This is a genomic window from Pseudomonas sp. NBRC 111123, assembly GCF_001320205.1.
Taxonomy (GTDB): domain Bacteria; phylum Pseudomonadota; class Gammaproteobacteria; order Pseudomonadales; family Pseudomonadaceae; genus Aquipseudomonas; species Aquipseudomonas putida_J.
This window is the reverse complement of sequence record NZ_BCAZ01000071.1, coordinates 1-19705: the sequence shown is the minus strand read 5'-3', so window position 1 is coordinate 19705 and position 19705 is coordinate 1. Positions and strand designations below refer to the sequence as shown.

Sequence of the window (19705 nt, the reverse complement as noted above, 5' to 3'; positions counted from 1 at the left end):
GCACCACAGGTTTCGAAGCCTGTGGTGCACCTGTGGGAGCGGGTTTACCCGCGAAAGGGCCGTAACAGGAGAAACACTGCACCCCAAAAGTCGAGTCGATCTGTCGCGCCCCTATCTGGCACGAGCGTGTTAGCCTAACCGGCTACCTCTGACAAGAAGACTGACCTTTCAAGGGAATGCAGCTTGATGACGCAAACTCAACCCACCACGCCAGATGACCAGCATCTGCAACGCAACCTGACCAACCGCCACATCCAGCTGATCGCCATCGGCGGCGCCATCGGCACCGGCCTGTTCATGGGCTCGGGCAAGACCATCAGCCTGGCGGGCCCATCGATCATCTTCGTCTACATGATCATCGGCTTCATGCTGTTCTTCGTCATGCGCGCCATGGGCGAACTGCTGCTGTCGAACCTCAACTACAAGTCGTTCATCGACTTCTCCGCCGACCTGCTCGGCCCCTGGGCCGGCTACTTCACCGGCTGGACCTACTGGTTCTGCTGGGTGGTCACCGGCATTGCCGACGTGGTCGCCATCGCAGCCTACACGCAGTTCTGGTTCCCCGAACTACCGCAGTGGATACCGGCGCTGACTTGCGTCGCCGTGCTGCTGTCGCTGAACCTGGTCACCGTGAAGATGTTTGGCGAAATGGAATTCTGGTTCGCCCTGATCAAGATCATCGCCATCCTCGGCCTGGTCGCCACCGGCCTGTATATGGTCATCACAGGCTTCACCTCGCCCAGCGGTCGCACCGCCCAGCTGGCCAACCTGTGGAACGACGGTGGCATGTTCCCCAACGGCCTGATGGGCTTCTTCGCCGGTTTCCAGATTGCCGTTTTTGCTTTCGTGGGCATCGAGCTGGTGGGCACCACGGCTGCTGAAGCGAAGAACCCCGAGCGCACCCTGCCGCGGGCGATCAACTCGATCCCGGTGCGGATCATCGTGTTCTACGTGCTGGCACTGATCGCGATCATGGCGGTGACACCATGGCGCGACGTGGTACCGGGCAAGAGCCCGTTCGTGGAGCTGTTCGTGCTGGCCGGCCTGCCGGCGGCGGCGAGCATCATCAACTTCGTGGTGCTGACCTCGGCGGCCTCGTCGGCCAACAGCGGGGTGTTCTCCACCAGCCGCATGCTCTACGGCCTGTCCCAGGAAGGCGATGCACCCAAGGCGTTCGAGAAGCTGTCGAGCCGCTCGGTGCCAGCCAACGGGCTGTTTTTCTCCTGCGCCTGCCTGCTGTTGGGTGCGGTGCTGATCTACCTGGTACCGAACGTGATCGAAGCCTTCACCTTGGTAACCACCGTTTCGGCAGTGCTGTTCATGTTCGTGTGGACACTGATCCTGCTGTCGTACCTGAAGTACCGCAAGCACCGCGACGCGTTGCACCAGGCGTCGAACTACAAGATGCCGGGCGGGCGCTTCATGTGCTACGTGTGCCTGGCGTTTTTCGCCTTCATCCTGGTGCTGCTGAGCCTGGAAGCAGATACCCGCTCGGCGCTGCTGGTCACGCCCATCTGGTTCGTGTTGCTGGCAGTGACCTACCAGTTCGTGCGTAGCAGGCGCCATCCGCGCTCGGCTGTGCGCAACGGCTGACGCTGATTGGGGCCGCTGTGCGGCCCCAATGCTGTGCACACAAATCCCTGTAGCACCAATCTGGATCCAACCAACGCCCCAACACCTCGCACAACCCCTCTATTACGCACTCTCTGCCATTAGGCACACCCCTTGCAACGCCCCTCCCCGCTTGGCCAACACCCAAAAAAACTCAGCGGAGAGAGCACATGAAGCGTCGCAGTCTGATCAAGGCGTTTACCCTCAGCGCATCAATCGCGGCGATGGGCCTGAGCTGGAGCATCCAGGCCGCCGAAACCATCAAGGTGGGCATCCTGCATTCGCTGTCGGGCACCATGGCGATCTCCGAGACGTCGCTCAAGGACATGGCGCTGATGACCATCGACGAGATCAACGCCAAAGGCGGGGTCAACGGCAAGATGCTCGAACCGGTGGTGGTCGACCCGGCCTCCAACTGGCCGCTGTTCGCTGAAAAGAGCCGCCAGCTACTGACCCAGGACAAGGTCGCGGTGGTGTTCGGCTGCTGGACTTCGGTATCGCGCAAATCCGTGCTGCCGGTGTTCGAAGAGCTCAACGGCCTGCTGTTCTATCCGGTGCAGTACGAAGGTGAAGAGATGTCGCCGAACGTGTTCTACACCGGCGCCGCGCCCAACCAGCAAGCGATCCCGGCCGTCGAGTACCTCATGAGCGAGGACGGCGGCAGCGCCAAGCGCTTCTTCCTGCTGGGCACCGACTACGTCTACCCGCGCACCACCAACAAGATCCTGCGCGCCTTCCTGCACAGCAAGGGCGTGGCCGACAAGGACATCGAAGAGGTGTACACGCCGTTCGGTCACGCCGATTACCAGACCATCGTCGCCAACATCAAGAAGTTCTCCGCCGGCGGCAAGACTGCGGTCATCTCCACCGTCAACGGCGACTCCAACGTGCCGTTCTACAAGGAACTGGCCAACCAGGGCCTGAAGGCCACCGACGTACCCGTGGTGGCGTTCTCGGTCGGTGAAGAAGAGCTGCGTGGCATCGACACCAAGCCGCTGGTAGGTCACCTGGCAGCGTGGAACTACTTCGAGTCGGTGGATAACCCGGTCAACCAGAAGTTCGTCGCTGACTGGAAGGCCTACGCCAAGGCCAAGGGCCTGCCGGGCGCCGACAAGGCGGTGACCAACGACCCGATGGAAGCTACCTACGTGGGCATCCACATGTGGGCCCAGGCCGCCGAGAAGGCCAAGTCCACCGACGTCGACAAGGTCCGCGACGCCTTGGCCGGGCAGACCTTCAAGGCACCGTCGGGCTTCACCCTGACCATGGACAAGACCAACCACCACCTGCACAAGCCGGTGATGATCGGCGAGATCCAGGATGACGGGCAGTTCAGCGTGGTCTGGGAGACCGAGCAGCCGCTGCGGGCACAGCCATGGAGCCCGTTCATTCCGGGCAACGACAAGCGGCCTGACTATGCAGTGAAAGGTAACTGAGTGCATTGGGGCTGCTTTGCAGCCCTTTCGCGGATAAATCCGCGCCTACAAGGGCTGCGCAGAACCTGTAGGAGCGGATTTATCCGCGATGAATCCACCGCCGATTTCCAGGACTGCCCGAATGCTCAGACTCCTGCTCATTTTATTCCTGCTGCTACCCCTGGCCACCCAGGCCAGCGAGGGCGAATTTTTCCTCACCGCCAAGCCCGCCGAGCAGGCCAGCCTGCTCGAAGGCTGGGCGGCGCAACCCGATGCCGCACGCCTGCCATTGCTGCAAAACCTGCGCGAGGGCCGCATCGCCACCGACGACACGCGCAAGGTGCGCCTGAACAACCGCCTGCGTGGCCTGATCGACAACGCCCTGGCCAGCCACCAACTGCTCAGCGACAACAGCGCGACCCGCCTGGCTGCCGCCCAGCAACTGCAAAAGAGCGCGCAACCGGCGCAGATGGCCTTCCTCGACCGGCGCTTCGCCAGTGAACCGGACGCTGCCGTGCATGCCGCCCTCGGCCTGGCACTGGCCAACCTGCAACTGGGCGCCAGCGAGCCAGCGGTGCGCCTGGCTGCCGTGCGCCTGCTCGGCGAAACCGGTGACCCGCTAGCCCGTACCCGCCTCGAAGCCCTGCTGCAACCTGATGCCGAGAGCGACCCCGGCGTGCGTACCGCCGCCGAAACCAGCCTGGCCCAGGTCAAGCGCAAGCTGCTGATCGGCGAACTGCTTGGCCAGGCCTTCAGCGGCCTGTCGCTGGGCTCGATCCTGCTGCTGGCAGCGCTGGGCCTGGCGATCACCTTCGGCTTGCTGGGGGTGATCAACATGGCCCATGGCGAGATGCTCATGCTGGGTGCCTACAGCACCTACATGGTCCAGGTGCTGCTGCAGCGCTACGCCCCCAGCGCCATCGAGTTCTACCCGCTGATCGCCCTGCCGGTGGCCTTCGCGGTCAGCGCCGGCGTCGGCATGGCCTTGGAACGCACGGTGATCCGCCACCTCTACGGCCGCCCGCTGGAGACACTGCTGGCCACTTGGGGCATCAGCCTGATCCTGATCCAGGCCATTCGCCTGCTGTTCGGCGCGCAGAACGTCGAAGTCAGCAACCCGGCCTGGCTGTCCGGCGGTATCCAACTGCTGCCGAACCTGGTGCTGCCCTACAACCGCCTGGTGATCATCGGCTTCGCCCTGGCTGTGGTGCTGCTGACCTGGCTGCTGCTCAACCGCACGCGGCTGGGCCTGAACGTGCGCGCAGTCACCCAGAACCGCAACATGGCCGCCTGCTGCGGCGTCTCCACCGGGCGTGTCGACATGCTTGCCTTCGGCCTCGGCTCTGGCATCGCCGGCCTTGGCGGCGTGGCCCTGAGCCAGGTCGGCAACGTCGGCCCGGACCTGGGCCAGAGCTACATCATCGACTCGTTCCTGGTGGTGGTGCTCGGTGGTGTCGGGCAACTGGCCGGTAGCCTCTGGGCAGCGTTCGGCCTCGGCATCGCCAACAAGCTGCTGGAGCCGCAGATCGGTGCGGTGCTCGGCAAGATCCTCATCCTTGCGTTGATCATTCTGTTCATCCAGAAGCGCCCGCAAGGCCTGTTCGCCCTCAAGGGACGGGTAATCGACTGATGAACCAGCCACTGCTTGTCACTGCTACGCAAAAAGCCGGGCCACGGCTGTCGCTGGCCATTGGCGCGGCTGTCGTCCTGTTGCTGGTGGCCTTGCCGCTGCTGTCGCTGCTGCCGGCTGATCACTCGCTGCACGTCTCGGCCTACACCCTGACGCTGGTCGGCAAGATCCTTTGCTACGCCATCGTCGCGCTCGCACTGGACCTGGTCTGGGGCTATGCCGGGTTGCTGTCGCTGGGCCACGGCCTGTTCTTCGCCCTCGGCGGTTACGCCATGGGCATGTACCTGATGCGCCAGGCGGCCGGTGACGGCCTGCCGGGGTTCATGACCTTTCTGTCGTGGACCGAGCTGCCCTGGTACTGGGCCGGTACCCAGCACTTCGCCTGGGCTCTGTGCCTGGTGGTCTTGGCACCTGGCCTTTTGGCGCTGGTGTTTGGCTTCTTTGCCTTCCGCTCGCGGATCAAGGGCGTGTACTTCTCGATCATGACCCAGGCCCTGACCTTCGCCGGCATGCTGCTGTTCTTCCGCAACGAGACCGGCTTTGGCGGCAACAACGGTTTCACCAGCTTCCGCACCATTCTGGGCTTCGACATCGCCGCCCAAGGCACCCGCGCGGTGTTGTTCCTGCTCACCGTGGGCCTGCTGTTGGCCAGCCTGTACCTGTGCTGGCGCCTGACCCAAAGCAAGTTCGGCCGCCTGCTCACCGCCGTGCGCGACGCCGAAAACCGCCTGATGTTCTGCGGCTACGACCCACGTGGCTTCAAGCTGCTGGTGTGGGTGCTCAGCGCTGTGCTGTGCGGCCTGGCCGGGGCGCTGTACGTGCCGCAGGTGGGCATCATCAACCCCAGCGAAATGTCGCCGACCAACTCCATCGAAGCCGCCGTATGGGTAGCCTTGGGCGGGCGCGGCACCTTGATCGGCCCGCTGCTCGGCGCCGGCCTGGTCAATGGCATGAAGAGCTGGTTCACCGTGGCCTTCCCGGAGTTCTGGCTATTCTTCCTCGGCGCGCTGTTCATCCTTGTCACCCTGTACCTGCCCAAGGGCGTGGTCGGCCTGTTGAAGAAAAGGAGCCAGCCATGAGAGGCGTGCCCCCGGTACATCCCGAATTCATGCTTGAACCGGTATTCGACAACCTCGGCAGCGGCCGCGAAGCGATCGGCCTGGGCCAAACCCGCAAGGCCGGCCTCGACACCCGCCACGGCACGGTGCTGAGCCTTGAGGACATCAGTGTCAGCTTCGACGGCTTCAAGGCCCTCAACGCGCTGAACCTGTACATCGGCGTTGGCGAACTGCGCTGCATCATCGGCCCCAACGGCGCCGGCAAGACCACGATGATGGACGTGATCACCGGCAAGACCCGCCCCGACACCGGCAGCGCCTTCTTTGGCGACACCCTCGACCTGACCCGCATGAGCGAGTACCAGATCGCCCAGGCGGGTATCGGCCGCAAGTTCCAGAAGCCCACGGTGTTCGAGGCGCTGACCGTGTTCGAGAACCTGGAGCTGGCACTGAAGGCCGACAAGTCGGTGTGGGCCAGCCTGGCTGCGCGCCTTGGCGGCGAACAGCGCCAGCGCATCGAAGAAGTGCTGACCACCTTGCGCCTGCTGCCCCTGGCCCAACGCCAGGCAGGCCTGCTGTCACACGGGCAGAAGCAGTTCCTCGAGATCGGCATGCTGCTGGTGCAGGAGCCGCAACTGCTGTTGCTCGACGAACCGGTGGCGGGCATGACCGATGCCGAGACCGAATTCACCGCCGAGCTGTTCAAGGGCCTGGCCGGCACGCATTCGCTGATGGTGGTGGAGCATGACATGGGTTTCGTCGGCAGCATCGCCGACCACGTGACCGTGCTGCACCAGGGCAGTGTGCTGGCGGAAGGCTCGCTGGAACAGGTGCAGGCAGATGAGCGGGTGGTCGAGGTGTACCTGGGCCGCTAGACATGGATACCTGTGCCGGCTTTTTCGCGGGCAAGCCCGCTCCCAAGGTTCGGTGCAGGCCTCGAAAACTGCGCAGTCCCTGTGGGAGCGGGTTCACCCGCGAAAGGGCCGGCACAGGCAACGAAGATTTCCCAGGAACCCAACATGCTAAAGATCGACACCCTGCACCAGTACTACGGCGGCAGCCACATCCTGCGCGGCCTGTCCTTCGAAGCCAAGGTCGGCGAAGTTACCTGCCTGCTCGGCCGCAACGGCGTGGGCAAGACCACCCTGCTGCGCTGCCTCATGGGGCTGGTGCCAGCCCGCGACGGCAGCGTCGAGTGGGAAGGCAAGCCGATCACCACACTCAAGCCCCAGCAGCGGGTCCACGCCGGGATCGCCTACGTGCCCCAGGGCCGCGAGATCTTCCCGCGCCTGACCGTCGAAGAAAACCTGCTGATGGGCCTGTCGCGTTTCCCGGCCCGCGAAGCGCGGGAAGTACCTGCATTCATCTACGAGCTGTTCCCGGTGCTGGAGCAGATGAAGCAACGCCGTGGCGGCGATTTGTCTGGCGGCCAGCAGCAACAGTTGGCCATCGGCCGCGCACTGGCCAGCCGCCCTCGGTTGCTGATCCTCGACGAGCCGACCGAAGGCATCCAGCCCTCGGTGATCAAGGAAATCGGCGCGGTGATCCGGCGCCTGGCAGAACGTGGCGACATGGCGATCCTGCTGGTCGAGCAGTTCTATGACTTCGCCGAAGAACTGGCCGACCAATACCTGGTCATGGCCCGTGGCGAGATCATCCAGCGCGGCCGCGGTGAAAACATGCAAGCCGAAGGTGTGCGCGGGCTGGTAACCATTTAATCTGCCACCAACGACCCTGCGAGACGCTGTCATGAGTTACCAAATCCGCGACGCCCTGCCCGCCGATGTGCCGGGCATCCTCGACATCTACAACGACGCCGTGCGCAACACCACGGCAATCTGGAACGAAACCCCGGTGGACCTGGGCAACCGCCAGGCCTGGTTCGAAGCACGGGCACAGCAGGGGTATCCGATCCTGGTGGCGGTGGATGAGAGTGGTGTGCTCGGTTATGCATCGTTTGGCGACTGGCGGCCATTCGAAGGTTTCCGCCTGACCGTGGAACACTCGGTGTACATCCGCGGCGACCAGCGCGGCCAGGGCCTGGGGCCAGTGCTGATGGCGGCGCTGATCGAGCGTGCGCGTGGGTGCGGCAAGCACGTGATGGTCGCGGCCATCGAGAGCGGCAATGCCGCGTCGGTGCGCATTCATGAGCGGCTGGGCTTCGTGGTGACCGGGCAGATGCCGCAGGTTGGGGTGAAGTTTGGCCGCTGGCTGGACCTGACCTTCATGCAACTGGTACTGAACCCAGGTGCTGACCCAACCTGAAATGCGGCCCCTTGTAGGAGCGGCCTGGCCGGGGCGAGGCCGCTCCTACAAGGGGACCAGGCAACTCGGCTTACATCTGGGTAAACCTGCCCAGCCGCTGCCTGAGCATGCTGTTCTCGCTGCGCAGCTGCTGCACTTCCTGCAATAACTCCAGGGCCAGCGCCACCCCTTCCCACTCCAGTTCCAGCTCCTGATGCAGCTTCGCCGCGCGCTTGGCCAAGAGCGGCGCCTGATCGTCGAACAGCCAGTCCTCCGGCGTTCGCCCCGAAGGCTCGACAATGCCGTGTTCGACGATCTCGATCACGTAGTCAGCCGTGATGTCGGCTTCCTGACACAGGGTACGCATGTCCAGTTGAACGATCAGGGTGCTGCTCATGATCACTTACTCCATTGTGTCCTCGGGTCGAACGCCGCTTTCTCGGAAAGCTGGGTCCACAGTTCACGGGTAGCAGCGTCGGACGCTGGTGGCATGACCACTTTCAACTGCGCGTAAAGGTTGCCGCGCTCGCCGTTCTTGTTGGCCAGGCCCATACCCGGTACGCGCAGGCGCTGGCCGCTCTGGCTGTCGGGGCGGATGGTCAGGTTGATCTTGCCGGTCAGGGTCGGCACCGCCACCTTGGTGCCCAGGGCTGCCTCCCACGGCGCCAGCGGCACGGTGATGATCAGGTCATGCCCTTCGACATCGAATAGCGGATGCGGTGCCATGCGCACGGTCAGGAACAGGTCGCCGTTGGCGCCGCCGCCAACACCGGGCGCGCCCTGGCCCTTGAGGCGGATGCGCTCGCCGTCGGTGACCCCGGCCGGGATCTTCACGTTCAGGGTCTTGGTGGTGAACCCAGTGCGCTGCCCGGCCGCATTGGTTTGCGGTACCTGGAAACTGATCTGCTTGGATTCCTTGCTCAGGGTTTCTTCCAGGAAGATCGCCAGTTCCAGTTCCACGTCCTGCCCTCGCCTGCCGGCGCTGCGTTGTTGTTGCCGAGCACCGCCACCGAACGGGTTACCGCCGCGGGCACCGAAGATCGAGCTGAAAAAGTCAGAGAAGTCGCCGCCCTCGAAGCCTGCGCCAGCTGCGCCTGCGCCGCCACGGCTCTGCCAGCCTGGCGGGGCCTGGAACGGCCGGCCATGCTGGCCGCCGTACTTGCGGATCTCGTCGAATTCGGCGCGTTTCTGCGCGTCACCCAGCACCTCGTAGGCCTCGTTGGCCTCCTTGAACTTGTCCTCGGCGTCGCGCTCCTTGCTGACGTCAGGGTGATACTTGCGCGCCAGCTTGCGGTACGCGGCCTTGATCGCCTTTTCGTCCGCGGTGGGCTCTACGCCGAGTATCTTGTAATAGTCTTTGAAGTCCATCGTTGGATCACCAATGTGAATTTGCGTGTTGCATCTGAAGATAGGGGTCAAGCATAGCCTTTCAAGGTTCGCTTGGGGTTGCCTCAAGGCAGACGATCGGTCTTGATTCTGTAGCCAACTGGCATAAACTGCGCGGCCGTTTTGCCTCCGGAAGCTTTTTCCCATGTCTGACGTATCGCCGGCCCGCGCGCTGGGTATCGACTTCGGCACCTCCAACTCCACGGTCGGCTGGCACCGCCCGGGCGTCGAGTCGCTGATTGCCCTGGAAGACGGCAAGATCACCCTGCCGTCGGTGGTGTTCTTCAATATCGAGGAGCGCCGCCCGGTGTATGGCCGCCTGGCGCTGCACGAGTACCTGGAAGGCTACGAAGGCCGGCTGATGCGCTCGCTGAAGAGCCTGCTGGGCTCCAAGCTGATCAAGCATGACACCAGCGTGCTGGGCAGTGCCCTGCCGTTCAAGGACTTGCTTGGCATGTTCATCGGCGAGCTGAAAAAGCGTGGCGAAGCTGCCGCCGGTCGTGAATTCGACCAGGTGGTCCTGGGCCGCCCGGTGTTCTTTGTCGACGAAGACCCTGCCGCCGACCAGGAAGCCGAGGACACCCTGGCCGAGGTAGCACGCAAGATCGGCTTCAAGGACGTGTCATTCCAGTACGAGCCGATTGCCGCGGCGTTTGACTACGAGTCGGGCATCAGCCGTGAAGAGCTGGTGCTCATCGTCGATATCGGCGGTGGTACTTCGGACTTTACCCTGATCCGCCTGTCGCCCGAACGCCACCTGGTGGCCGAGCGCCAGAGCGACATCCTCGCCACCGGCGGCGTGCACATCGGGGGTACCGACTTCGACAAGCAGCTGAGCCTGCAGGGCGTGATGCCGCTTTTCGGCTATGGCAGCCGGATGAAGAGCGGCGCACTGATGCCCACCAGCTACCACCTGAACCTGGCTACCTGGCACACCATCAACGCCCTGTACTCGCAGAAGTCGCAGCTGGCGCTGGGCAGCATGCGCTACGACATCGAGGACACGCTGGGCATCGATCGCCTGTTCAAACTGATCGAAGAGCGCGCCGGGCACTGGCTGGCCATGGAAGTGGAAGCCAGCAAGATCGAGCTGACCGAACAGGTCAGCCGTCGCGTCGACCTCAGCCGCGTGGAACGTGAACTGGGTGTGGACCTGACCCGGGAGCTGTTCGAGCACGCCATCGAAGGCCTGCTGGAGCGGGTACGCGGCAGTGTGACCGAGTTGCTGGGCAAGGCCGGCGTGAGTGCAGGCCAGGTCGATACGGTGTTTTTCACTGGCGGTTCGAGCGGCATTCCGGCGTTGCGCAACAGCGTGGCGGCAATGCTGCCGAATGCGCGGCATGTGGAAGGCAACATCTTCGGCAGCATTGGTAGCGGATTGGCTATCGAGGCGCGCAAGCGCTACGGCGCGGTATGAGCCATCCTGGGGCTGCTCTGCAGCCCTATCGCGACACAAGGCCGCGCCTACAGGAGATCGCGTTCCCTTGTAGGAGCGGCCTTGTGTCGCGATAGGGCCGCAAAGCGGCCCCAGCGATCTGTCAGACCAGCTCGGCCCGCCGAAGCTCACTCTTAAGGTAGGCGTAATACACAGGCCCCGCGATCACGCCTGGAAGCCCGAACGCCGCCTCGAACACCAACATCGCCAGCAACAGCTCCCAGGCCTTGGCACTGATCTGCCCACCGACGATCTTCGCGTTGAGGAAATACTCGACCTTGTGGATCACGATCAGGTAACCCAGCGCCGCCGCCGCCACCCAGATCGACAATGACAGGCCGACGATGGTGATCAAGGTGTTGGACATCAGGTTACCGATCACCGGCAGCAGCCCAAGCAGGAACGTCAGCACGATCAGCGTCTTGGCCAGCGGCAGGTGCACGCCGAACAACGGCATCACCACCACGAGGAAAATGCCGGTGAACGTCGTGTTCAGCAGTGAAATCTTGATCTGCGCGAAGACGATGTTGCGAAACGCCTGCACCAGCAGGTTCAGCCGCTCGAACAGGGCTGCAGCCAGCGGCTTGCGCCGGGTCAGGTCGGGGATGCGCTGCAAGGCGATGATCGCGCCGAGGATCATGCCGATCAGCAGCGTCACGAACATGTGCGCCATTCCCTTGCCTACCAACTGCAGATCGCTCAGGTGGCTCTTGATCCAGTCGCCGATGGCTACCTTGAACTCCGCCGCGCTGGCCGGCAGGTACGCCTCGATGAACGGCGGCAGCTGGCTGCGGGCGCGCTCGACCAGCCCCATGAACTTGTCCAGCGACGCGCCAGGGTTTTCGGCCTCGTGCAGCAGGAAGCTGAAGGCACCGGCAATCAACAGGGTCAGGACACTGACCACCAGCGTGCCGAGCAGGGCCACCGCCAGCCAGCGCGCACGCTGCCCGGCGATCAGAGGCTGCAGGCGCGGGGTGAGCATGTTGACCAGCTCGAACACCAACAGGCCGGCGAGCAGGCTGGGCAGCAACTTCAGGGGCAAGGCCAGCAGCAGCCCGGCCATGACGATGATCAGGCTGGCCAGGGTGACCTGACGGGGGGTGAAAGTCATACAGCCTCGACGGCAGACGGCGGGAATGCCCGCAGTCTGCCAGCCTTCAGGGCACAGGCATAGGCGCAGGTCACTTCTTCTTCAGGCAGTCGCTCATGAACGCCTTGCGCTCGTCACCCTTCAAGGCTTTGGTGCTGGCGTCGGCGTTGCAGGTCTTCATCTTGTCCTGCTGCGACTGCGGCACGTCCTTCTTCAGGCAGGTGCTCATGAACGCCTTGCGCTCGTCACCCTTGAGGGCCTTGGTAGTCGCGTCGGCGTTGCAGGTTTTCATCTTTTCCTGTTGCGCCGTGTTGGCGGCAAATCCTTGTGCGCTGAACAATACAGCTAACACCAGCAGTGGCATTTGCAGCATTTTCATGGAGTGGTCTCCTTTCTCCGCGCCCTGTGCACGGGGTCAGGCTGAGTGTAGACAAGAATTCTTACATCCCCTGCCGGGCCTGCCGCCGGTATTGCTCCGGGGTACAGCGGGCCTGGCGCTGGAACATGGCGATGAACGCCGAGGCGCTGCTGTAGCCGAGGTCAAAGGCGATCGCCTGGATCGGCAGGCCGGCTTCCAGGGCCTCGATGGCGCGCAAGAAGCGCAGGCGCAGGCGCCACTCACCAAAGCTGATACCCAGCTCGCGCAGGAACTGGCGGGCCAGGGTGCGCTCGCTGACATACACCCGCGCAGCCCAGTCCGCCAGCGGGCGGTTGTCGCCAGGTTCGGCCGCCAGGGCATCAAGCACCTGGCGCAGCCCGTCGCTGTGGGCGAAGGGCAAGTAGCAGGTCTGGGTCGGCGCCAGCAGCAACTGGTCGAGCAACACCTGCACCAGGCGCTGGTCACGTTCGTCCTGGGCCACCCGCAGGTTGCGGCGGGCAAAGTCGCCGAGGATGGCCTTGAGGATGTCGCTGATCACCAGGCTGCACGGTTCCGCCGGCAACGCCGCACACAGGCTGCTTTGCAGGTAGACCGAGCGGTAGACGATGGCCTGGGGGTTGTAGCACCCGTGCTCGGTGCCCGGCGGCACCCACACGGCATAGTGCGGGGGCGACAGGAAGCGCTGGCCGGCGACGTCCAGATGCATCACCCCGTGGGCTGTGTAGTTGAGCTGGCCCCAGGCGTGGCGGTGGGGCGCACTGTGGGTGTCGGCGCCGAACTCGTCGTGGCGGAAATACACCGGGGCCGGGAGTTGAGCGAACTGGGGGATGTCGAGGTATTTGCGTTGCATGCTGTCTGCTTTGCGGGGCAGGTTGTCTGGATACAAGTATAGGCCTGCGGACAGACAGCCGATAATAGCCTTCTATCGGGGCGCTGTACGCCCCCGGAACACTCCGCGGCACGTCAGAGAATCACAGCAACATGAATTACCTCTTCCCCCTCACCGCCATCCTCATCTGGGCCGGCAACACCGTGGTGACCAAGCTGTCCGCCGGTGCCATCCACCCCGCCGAGATCGGCTTCTACCGCTGGCTGCTGGCTGGCGCGCTGTTCACCCCGTTCCTGCTGCCCGCCGTGTGGCGCAACCGTGCGGCCATCCGCCCGCACCTGGGCAAGGTGGCCATCCTCGGCGTGCTGGGCATGGCCGTATACCAAAGCCTGGCGTACTTTGCCGCCGGCCTCACCAGCGCCACCAACATGGGCATCATCCTTTCGCTGATGCCGCTGATCTCGCTGGCCCTGTCCATCGCCTGGCTAGGCCAGCGCCTGAGCTATGGCGCCCTGGCCGGTGCGGTGGTGTCGTTCGTCGGCGTGCTCGAAGTGGTTTCGGCGGGCCAGCCCGGCATCTTGCTGGAACAAGGCCTGAACAGCGGCGACCTGCTGATGCTGGTGGCGACCCTGGCCTACGCGCTGTACAGCTTCCTGCTGAAGAAATGGCAGTTGCGCCTGCCGCCGCTGCAGCTGCTGTACCTGCAAGTGCTGGTGGCCATCCTGGTGCTGCTGCCGTTGTTCCTGCTCTCGGAAAAAACCGGCCTGAACGGCCACAACATCGGCCTGGTGCTGTACGCCTGCGTGCTCGCCTCGATGATCGCCCCGTTGGTGTGGATGCAGGCCGTGCATCGCCTGGGGCCAAGCCGTACCACGCTGTTTTTCAACCTGCTGCCGGTGGTGACCGCGCTGATCGCCGCCGTGGTGCTCGGCGAACGACTGGCCAGCTATCACCTGATCGGTGGTCTGCTGACCTTGGTCGGGGTCGTGCTGGCCGAGCGCTGGACTACGCCGGTACGCCGCTAGAGCCCGGCTGCCTTGAGCCGCGCCGCATGTTCGGTGAACAGCCGCAGCGGCTCGGCGCCCTTGCCCACGGCGCCCAGCGACTGGTTGACGATGTCCAGGTGATCAAGCGGGAAGTCATCACCGATCACCTGCCCCAGGTGCGAGCTGAAACGCCCGACCATGCCGTCGCAATGCCCCTTTTCCTTGACAAAACTGCGCGCGAACAGGCGGCAGAAGCGGTTGCTGCCGTCGAAACGGTTACGCCCCTGATCGGTCAGCCCTGGCTGCAAGGTGCCAGACCAGGAGTAGTAGCGCACGCCGTTCACCGCATACGCTCCCTCCCCGCCCCAGGTATCCGGCAGCCCCTGTGGATAAGCCTGGTTGAACAGGGCCACGCCGGCGCTGGTCAGGGACTGGTGCGAAGCATGCACATCGACCGGCAGCGGGTCGCGGCGCCAGCCGGTTTCCAGCCATACCAGCAACACCGCCAGGCCATGCAGGATGGCCTTGAGGATACGCCCCTGGGGTGAATCACCAGGCGCCGTGCGTTCAAGGGGGTCGGCCAGCTCCGAGCCATGGTTGGGCCCCGCCACCGAAGTCACCGAGGCCACCCTGTCGGGCCGCTTGGCCGCCGCATATCGGGCGCTCAGCGCCCCCTGGCTGTGGCCGATGAGGTTGACCTTTGCCGCACCGGTGCGCCGGCAGATGTCTTCGATGATCGCCAGCAACTGTTCACCCCGCACTTCGCTGGAATGCAGCGGCGAGACCTGCACCGGGAACACTTGCGCGCCGCCCTTGCGCAGGGCCCGCACAATGCCGAACCAGTAGGGATAGAGCAGCACCCGGACGAACCCGAGCATGCCCGGCACCAGCACCAATGGGTATCGCGTGGTCAACTCCTGCGACATGGCTCGAGCCCTTCTGCGTAGACGATCGGCCAACACTAGCGCCGCTTCGATGACCATCGCAATCGAACTCCTGACGCGCCGTGCGGTTCCAAACCAGAACAGACCCTTTGCAAGGAGCGGGACCATGTACAAGCAGACCCTGGCAGTCCTTCTGGCGAGCGCGGCCCTGGCCGCCTGCAGCAGCCACCCGGAAAACCCGGTGGACCATGTTACCTACCGCGATGAGCCGCTGGTCAAGCAGGTGGAAAACGGCATGACCATGCAGAAGGTCATCGCCATCGGCGGCAGCCCATCGAACGTGATCGACTTGCCGCACGGGGGTACCTGCAACGACTACATCCTCAACCGCGATGGCCACCAGCAGCCGTACTACGTGCGTTTCGACGCCACCGGCCATGTCGATGCCAAGGGTTTCAAGACCTGCAAGCAACGAGAAGAGGACAGCAAAGCCGCCCACGGCGCCTGAACCTCCCGCCTACCTTGACCCACCGTCCTGAACTGTTTGGAGACAACCATGAGCAACGTTGAACTGACCGATGTGCAAACCCTGCGCAAGCGTGCCCGCCAGCATGTCGAGCAAGGTGCGGTGACCGAGGGTTACCATGCCGACCTCAAGGAAATCCTGCGGCTACTGAACGAGTCGCTGGCCACCGAGCTGGTCTGTGTGCTGCGCTACAAGCGCCATTACTTCATGGCCAGCGGTATCAAGGCCAGTGTGGCAGCCGAGGAGTTCCTGGAGCATGCCAACCAGGAAGCCGAGCACGCCGACAAGCTGGCCGAACGCATCGTGCAGTTGGGCGGCGAGCCGGACTTCAACCCGGATAACCTCACCAAGAACTCCCATGCGCAGTATGTAGCCGGCAGCTCGCTGAAAGAGATGGTGCTGGAGGACCTGGTAGCGGAACGGATTGCCATCGACAGCTACCGCGAGATCATTCAGTACATTGGTGATAAAGACCCGACTACGCGCCGCATCTTCGAAGACATCCTGGCCCAGGAAGAAGAGCACGCGGACGACATGTCCGATCTGCTTCAAGGGCTGTAATTGCCAGGGGCGCCTTGCGCCCCTTTCCGACCGGTCCGGCGCCCCGGCAAGGCCGCTCCTACAGGACAACGCGATCCCCTGAAGGAGCGGCCTTGGGTCGCGAAAGGGCTGCAAGGCAGCCCGTGCTATTTCTGCTTTTTCACCGCAGCCGGCGCCTTGCCGGCTTTCATCTGCTCCAGCAGCGGCGTGCACTGATTAGGCTGATCGCCACTGCTCGGCGCCACCAGCGCCAACAACCCTGCCGCCGGCCCGGCAATCACGCCCAGCGCCACCATTCCCGCGCCGCGCAGCGCCAGCGGTACCGCCTGCACCCCGGCACTGGGCTTGGCGAAAGGACCACGCACATACAAGGGCGAACGCAGCGAGAACAACCGCAGCCCTTTGGATTCCGGGGTGATCTTCAAATCCAGCTGCTCGCTGGCAAAGTTGGCCGTACCGTTGATGTAGATGATCGCGTTCTCGGTATCGAAGATGAACAACCGCGTGGTCGCCAGGCCGTCCTTGATCCCCACGTCCGCCGCCGCGCAGTTGATCTTCACGTCTTCATCGCCGAACAGCTTGCCAACCACGTAGTTGCCGACGTTGAGCCCGGCAATCTCCATCAGGCTGCGGCTGATGGCACCGTCATTGATCAGCATGCGCAAATTGCCGTTGGCCGTGCCCAGCAACGCTGCCACCGAGTTGCCACGGCCACTGATGTCGGCATCGCCGTTGAGCTCGCCGAAACTCGTCTGCATCGGCGCAAACCCCGGGAACAGCTGCTTGAGCTTGAAGCCACGCGCAGTCAGCTGGGCGCGGCCCTGCAGCGGCACGTTGCGGCCGTCCAGGCGAATGTTGGATGCCAGGTTGCCGCCGGCCACACCAAAGCGCAGCGGCTCCAGGCGCAGCAGGCCGTCTTCGAGGATCACGTGGGCAGACAGGTCGTTGAATGGCAGCTTTTCACTGTGCACGATGCGCTTGCCGGCAAAACTGACGTCGGCGTCCATGGCGCGCCAGCGTTCGGTGCGGAACTCTTCCACCGGCAGCACCTTGTCGGCCGGCTGCTTGCTGGCACCGCCGCGGGCTTTCTGTTCGGCATTGGAGTCGGCGCCAATCAGCGGGGCCAGGTCCTTGAACAGCAGCTGATTGGACACCAGATTGCCAGACAGCTTGGGCCGTGGCTGGCTGGCGACGAAGGCCAGGTCGCCATGGATGTCGCTGTCGCCGATCTTGCCGTTGAAACCCTGGTAATTGAAGGTCGCGCCTTCGGCTGCATGCAGGTTGGCGCTGAGCCGGCCATCGGTGGAATAGGCCGGGGTGTCAGGCAGCGTCACGCCGGTCAGCGGGTAGAGGTTGCCCAGGCTGGCACCCGACAGGCGCAGGCGCAGGTCCAGCGCGCCGAGGTTGCGTGGGTCGGTCAGGGTACCGGCGAGCACCACATGGGTATCGGCGATGCGCACATCAGCCTGCAACGGAAATGGCTGGCTGGCGTCCTGCAGCGCCAGCAGGCCGCCGATCTTGCCGGTGCCGGATACCGGCTGGCCTTTGTAGCGGCCTTGGGCCTTGAGCCCGAACGCGTAATCCTGAGCGCCTCCGGCCTTTTCGGCGCTGGCCTTGCCGACGATGTCACTGAAGGGGATCGGTTTTCCGAGCGGGTCGATCTGCACCTTCATGCGGGTTTTCAAGGTCTGGTCGTCGAAGCTGACATTGCCCTGGTCAAAGCCGATGGCACCGATGTCCAGCTGCCACTTGGATGGCTGCTCGTCGTCGTCCTTGGGCCCGAAGTCGAAGTTCCAGTTGGCGCGGCCATCGGCCAGGCGCGTGAGGCTGGCAGTGGGCTTGGTCAGGTCGATGCGCGGAATGCTGATTTGCTGGAACAGCAGCGGCAGCGGCGCCAGGCGGAACTCGACGCGCTCCAGGCCAACCATCTGCGGCGCCTTGAGCCAGTCGGGGTTGCCCAAGGTCAGGTCTTCGGCAATCAAGTGCGGCCATGGCACCCAGGCGCGCCAGCCGCCTTCCTCTGGCTCGGTGCGCCAGTGCACGGCAAGGTTGCCATTGATCGCGAATGGCCGATGCAAAGCCTCGGAAACCTTCTCGTTGAGCAGCGGCTTTACGCGGTTCCAGTCGAAGGTGGCGATGATCACCACCAGGATTGCCAGCAGGGTCAACAGGGTGGTTAAGGTCCAGATGAGGATTCTGGCGGGACGCGTCATTGCGTGATTCTCCTGACGGCATGGCACAAAGCAGGCGTAACGATGGCACTCAATATCTCGGACTCATGAAAACCCGCTGGGTTTTATTGGAGACGGCCATGATAGCGAGTTTTTTCGGTTTTCTTGCTGGGCTGATGCGCTTGGCCGGGGGCTCCCGTGACCTCGCCCCATTACTGGCAGATAGCCTTATAGGGCTCTGAAACAACCGAGATAGAGCCACCGAAGAACGCTATCAATACTGTCGATTGTTACCATTACCCGTATGAACTTCTCTCTGGCGTCACCGGGCGTAGCATTGGCTTCGTACCCACTTTCCAGCCCCCGAGAGGAGCACCGAACCATGAAACGCACACTGCTGAGCCTGACCCTGTCCATCCTCGCTGCCAACGCCTTCGCCCTGCCAGCTGCCGATCAGCACCTGACCGCCGAATCGCGCTCCAGCGCCGCAGAAATCGCCCAACCACTGAACACCGTTGCCGAAGGTGGTTCAGACCGTCTGATCGAACGCAGTGGCCGTGTTGCCGAAGGTGGCTCGGATCGCCTGATTGAACGCAGTGGCCGCGTCGCCGAAGGTGGCTCGGATCGCCTGATTGAACGCAGTGGCCGCGTCGCCGAAGGTGGCTCGGACCGTCTGATCGAGCGCTCTGGCCGTGTTGCCGAAGGTGGCTCGGATCGACTGATCGAACGCTCTGGCCGTGTTGCCGAAGGTGGCTCGGATCGTCTGATTGAACGCTCTGGCCGTGTTGCCGAAGGTGGCTCGGATCGCCTGATCGAGCGCTCTGGCCGCGTGGCTGAAGGTGGCTCGGATCGTCTGGTTGAAATCAGCCATGTGAGCTGATCGCCATGACCGAAAAGAACAACCTCTGTCACACTGCTTGCTCCCCTCCCAGCCCGGTCCATTGACCGGGCTTTGTTTTTTTAACTAGAGTGCCCAGCCTCACCCTCACAGAAGCCCGCTCCATGCTGCCGCGCGCCGAACAGAAGCTACAGACCCGCCAGGCCCTGCTGGACGCCGCCTGCCAGCTCATGGAGAGCGGCCGTGGCTTTGGCAGCGTCAGCCTGCGCGAAGTGGCAAAGGCCGCAGGCATCGTGCCCACTGGCTTTTATCGGCACTTTTCCGACATGGACGCCCTGGGCCTGGCATTGGTGGCCGAAGTCGACGCCACATTCCGCCAGACCATCCGCCTGGTGCGGCAAAACGAATTCGAACTCGGTGGCATCACCGATGCTTCCGTGCGGATCTTCCTCGACGTGGTCGCCGCCCACCGCGCCCAGTTCCTGTTCCTCGCCCGTGAGCAGTACGGCGGTTCGCACGCCGTGCGCCAGGCCATCGCCCGCCTGCGCCAGGATATCAGTGACGACCTGGCCACCGACCTTGCGCGAATGAAGCGCTGGCAGCATCTGGACAACGCGGCGCTGGCGGTGATGGCCGACCTGGTGGTGAAGACCGTATTCGCCACCCTGCCGGAGCTGATCGAC

Annotated in this window: 20 protein-coding genes; 13 read left to right on the top strand and 7 right to left on the bottom strand. The window is 63.8% G+C overall.

Annotated features, from left to right (window positions below):
- Positions 1-186: 186 nt before the first annotated feature.
- The 7 genes from cycA (at position 187) to APH27_RS24350 (ending at position 7979) form a co-directional block, all read left to right on the top strand.
- Positions 187-1593 carry a D-serine/D-alanine/glycine transporter gene (gene cycA / locus APH27_RS24380; protein ID WP_027920791.1) on the top strand — a complete coding sequence of 469 codons (1407 nt, stop codon included), beginning with the start codon at positions 187-189 and terminating at the stop codon, positions 1591-1593.
- Between the two features lie 188 nt (positions 1594-1781).
- Positions 1782-3047: an urea ABC transporter substrate-binding protein gene (gene urtA / locus APH27_RS24375; RefSeq protein ID WP_027920790.1), complete on the top strand. Its 1266-nt coding sequence runs from the start codon at positions 1782-1784 to the stop codon at positions 3045-3047.
- Between the two features lie 88 nt (positions 3048-3135).
- Positions 3136-4656, top strand: coding sequence for an urea ABC transporter permease subunit UrtB (urtB, locus tag APH27_RS24370; protein WP_371262734.1), 1521 nt, complete (start codon positions 3136-3138; stop codon positions 4654-4656).
- Positions 4656-5735, top strand: a complete 1080-nt coding sequence (urtC, locus tag APH27_RS24365; protein WP_060486117.1) for an urea ABC transporter permease subunit UrtC — start codon at positions 4656-4658, stop codon at positions 5733-5735. Before urtB ends, urtC begins: the two co-directional genes overlap by 1 nt.
- Complete coding sequence (urtD, locus tag APH27_RS24360) at positions 5732-6589, top strand: urea ABC transporter ATP-binding protein UrtD (RefSeq protein WP_027920787.1); 858 nt, start codon at positions 5732-5734, stop codon at positions 6587-6589. Before urtC ends, urtD begins: the two co-directional genes overlap by 4 nt.
- A gap of 144 nt (positions 6590-6733) precedes the next feature.
- Positions 6734-7432 carry an urea ABC transporter ATP-binding subunit UrtE gene (gene urtE / locus APH27_RS24355; RefSeq protein ID WP_060486116.1) on the top strand — a complete coding sequence of 233 codons (699 nt, stop codon included), beginning with the start codon at positions 6734-6736 and terminating at the stop codon, positions 7430-7432.
- 31 nt (positions 7433-7463) lie between these two features.
- Positions 7464-7979, top strand: coding sequence for a GNAT family N-acetyltransferase (locus tag APH27_RS24350; RefSeq protein WP_060486115.1), 516 nt, complete (start codon positions 7464-7466; stop codon positions 7977-7979).
- Positions 7980-8049: 70 nt separating this feature from the next.
- Here APH27_RS24350 and APH27_RS24345 read toward each other — a convergent pair whose 3' ends face one another.
- Both APH27_RS24345 and cbpA read right to left on the bottom strand, forming a co-directional pair.
- Positions 8050-8355, bottom strand: coding sequence for a chaperone modulator CbpM (locus APH27_RS24345; protein WP_027920784.1), 306 nt, complete (start codon positions 8353-8355; stop codon positions 8050-8052).
- Positions 8356-8357: 2 nt separating this feature from the next.
- Positions 8358-9326: a curved DNA-binding protein gene (gene cbpA / locus APH27_RS24340; protein ID WP_060486114.1), complete on the bottom strand. Its 969-nt coding sequence runs from the start codon at positions 9324-9326 to the stop codon at positions 8358-8360.
- Positions 9327-9489: 163 nt separating this feature from the next.
- On the opposite strand from cbpA, the gene APH27_RS24335 reads away from it, so the two are divergent.
- Entirely contained in the window at positions 9490-10761 is a 1272-nt protein-coding gene (locus tag APH27_RS24335; RefSeq protein WP_027920782.1) for an Hsp70 family protein, read from the top strand.
- Between the two features lie 121 nt (positions 10762-10882).
- Here APH27_RS24335 and APH27_RS24330 read toward each other — a convergent pair whose 3' ends face one another.
- The 3 genes from APH27_RS24330 to APH27_RS24320 form a co-directional block, all read right to left on the bottom strand.
- Positions 10883-11890, bottom strand: a complete 1008-nt coding sequence (locus tag APH27_RS24330; protein WP_027920781.1) for an AI-2E family transporter — start codon at positions 11888-11890, stop codon at positions 10883-10885.
- Positions 11891-11960: 70 nt separating this feature from the next.
- Entirely contained in the window at positions 11961-12248 is a 288-nt protein-coding gene (locus APH27_RS24325) for a PsiF family protein (RefSeq protein ID WP_027920780.1), read from the bottom strand.
- A gap of 61 nt (positions 12249-12309) precedes the next feature.
- Positions 12310-13098 (bottom strand): helix-turn-helix domain-containing protein, encoded by a 789-nt coding sequence (locus APH27_RS24320; protein WP_060486113.1) that lies wholly within the window; start codon positions 13096-13098, stop codon positions 12310-12312.
- A gap of 131 nt (positions 13099-13229) precedes the next feature.
- On the opposite strand from APH27_RS24320, the gene APH27_RS24315 reads away from it, so the two are divergent.
- Positions 13230-14102: a DMT family transporter gene (locus APH27_RS24315; RefSeq protein WP_060486112.1), complete on the top strand. Its 873-nt coding sequence runs from the start codon at positions 13230-13232 to the stop codon at positions 14100-14102.
- Here APH27_RS24315 and APH27_RS24310 read toward each other — a convergent pair.
- On the bottom strand, positions 14099-14989 hold the full coding sequence (locus APH27_RS24310; RefSeq protein ID WP_060486111.1) for a triacylglycerol lipase: 891 nt from the start codon (positions 14987-14989) through the stop codon (positions 14099-14101). The two genes, APH27_RS24315 and APH27_RS24310, sit on opposite strands and share 4 nt — an antisense overlap.
- A 124-nt stretch (positions 14990-15113) precedes the next feature.
- Here APH27_RS24310 and osmE point away from each other — a divergent pair, with 124 nt between their 5' ends.
- A complete protein-coding gene (gene osmE / locus APH27_RS24305) occupies positions 15114-15455 on the top strand; it encodes an osmotically-inducible lipoprotein OsmE (RefSeq protein WP_027920776.1) in 342 nt (113 codons plus the stop codon).
- A 48-nt stretch (positions 15456-15503) separates the two neighbouring features.
- Entirely contained in the window at positions 15504-16034 is a 531-nt protein-coding gene (locus APH27_RS24300; RefSeq protein ID WP_027920775.1) for a bacterioferritin, read from the top strand.
- A 125-nt stretch (positions 16035-16159) separates the two neighbouring features.
- Here the strand turns inward: APH27_RS24300 and APH27_RS24295 are convergent, their stop codons facing one another.
- Complete coding sequence (locus tag APH27_RS24295) at positions 16160-18226, bottom strand: AsmA family protein (protein ID WP_060486110.1); 2067 nt, start codon at positions 18224-18226, stop codon at positions 16160-16162.
- 340 nt (positions 18227-18566) lie between these two features.
- Between APH27_RS24295 and APH27_RS24290 the strand changes: the two genes are divergently transcribed.
- Positions 18567-19064 (top strand): hypothetical protein, encoded by a 498-nt coding sequence (locus APH27_RS24290; protein ID WP_060486109.1) that lies wholly within the window; start codon positions 18567-18569, stop codon positions 19062-19064.
- A 122-nt stretch (positions 19065-19186) separates the two neighbouring features.
- The coding region (locus APH27_RS24285; RefSeq protein ID WP_060486108.1) for a TetR family transcriptional regulator at positions 19187-19705 on the top strand (519 nt) is incomplete at its 3' end.

What these genes read in the sequence shown, in the direction of transcription:
- cycA (WP_027920791.1), top strand. Translation starts at nt 187, where the DNA reads ATGACGCAAACTCAACCCACCACGCCAGATGACCAGCATCTGCAACGC.
- urtA (WP_027920790.1), top strand. Translation starts at nt 1,782, where the DNA reads ATGAAGCGTCGCAGTCTGATCAAGGCGTTTACCCTCAGCGCATCAATC.
- urtB (WP_371262734.1), top strand. Translation starts at nt 3,136, where the DNA reads ATGAATCCACCGCCGATTTCCAGGACTGCCCGAATGCTCAGACTCCTG.
- urtC (WP_060486117.1), top strand. Translation starts at nt 4,656, where the DNA reads ATGAACCAGCCACTGCTTGTCACTGCTACGCAAAAAGCCGGGCCACGG.
- urtD (WP_027920787.1), top strand. Translation starts at nt 5,732, where the DNA reads ATGAGAGGCGTGCCCCCGGTACATCCCGAATTCATGCTTGAACCGGTA.
- urtE (WP_060486116.1), top strand. Translation starts at nt 6,734, where the DNA reads ATGCTAAAGATCGACACCCTGCACCAGTACTACGGCGGCAGCCACATC.
- APH27_RS24350 (WP_060486115.1), top strand. Translation starts at nt 7,464, where the DNA reads ATGAGTTACCAAATCCGCGACGCCCTGCCCGCCGATGTGCCGGGCATC.
- APH27_RS24345 (WP_027920784.1), bottom strand. Translation starts at nt 8,355, where the DNA reads ATGAGCAGCACCCTGATCGTTCAACTGGACATGCGTACCCTGTGTCAG.
- cbpA (WP_060486114.1), bottom strand. Translation starts at nt 9,326, where the DNA reads ATGGACTTCAAAGACTATTACAAGATACTCGGCGTAGAGCCCACCGCG.
- APH27_RS24335 (WP_027920782.1), top strand. Translation starts at nt 9,490, where the DNA reads ATGTCTGACGTATCGCCGGCCCGCGCGCTGGGTATCGACTTCGGCACC.
- APH27_RS24330 (WP_027920781.1), bottom strand. Translation starts at nt 11,890, where the DNA reads ATGACTTTCACCCCCCGTCAGGTCACCCTGGCCAGCCTGATCATCGTC.
- APH27_RS24325 (WP_027920780.1), bottom strand. Translation starts at nt 12,248, where the DNA reads ATGAAAATGCTGCAAATGCCACTGCTGGTGTTAGCTGTATTGTTCAGC.
- APH27_RS24320 (WP_060486113.1), bottom strand. Translation starts at nt 13,098, where the DNA reads ATGCAACGCAAATACCTCGACATCCCCCAGTTCGCTCAACTCCCGGCC.
- APH27_RS24315 (WP_060486112.1), top strand. Translation starts at nt 13,230, where the DNA reads ATGAATTACCTCTTCCCCCTCACCGCCATCCTCATCTGGGCCGGCAAC.
- APH27_RS24310 (WP_060486111.1), bottom strand. Translation starts at nt 14,989, where the DNA reads ATGTCGCAGGAGTTGACCACGCGATACCCATTGGTGCTGGTGCCGGGC.
- osmE (WP_027920776.1), top strand. Translation starts at nt 15,114, where the DNA reads ATGTACAAGCAGACCCTGGCAGTCCTTCTGGCGAGCGCGGCCCTGGCC.
- APH27_RS24300 (WP_027920775.1), top strand. Translation starts at nt 15,504, where the DNA reads ATGAGCAACGTTGAACTGACCGATGTGCAAACCCTGCGCAAGCGTGCC.
- APH27_RS24295 (WP_060486110.1), bottom strand. Translation starts at nt 18,226, where the DNA reads ATGACGCGTCCCGCCAGAATCCTCATCTGGACCTTAACCACCCTGTTG.
- APH27_RS24290 (WP_060486109.1), top strand. Translation starts at nt 18,567, where the DNA reads ATGAAACGCACACTGCTGAGCCTGACCCTGTCCATCCTCGCTGCCAAC.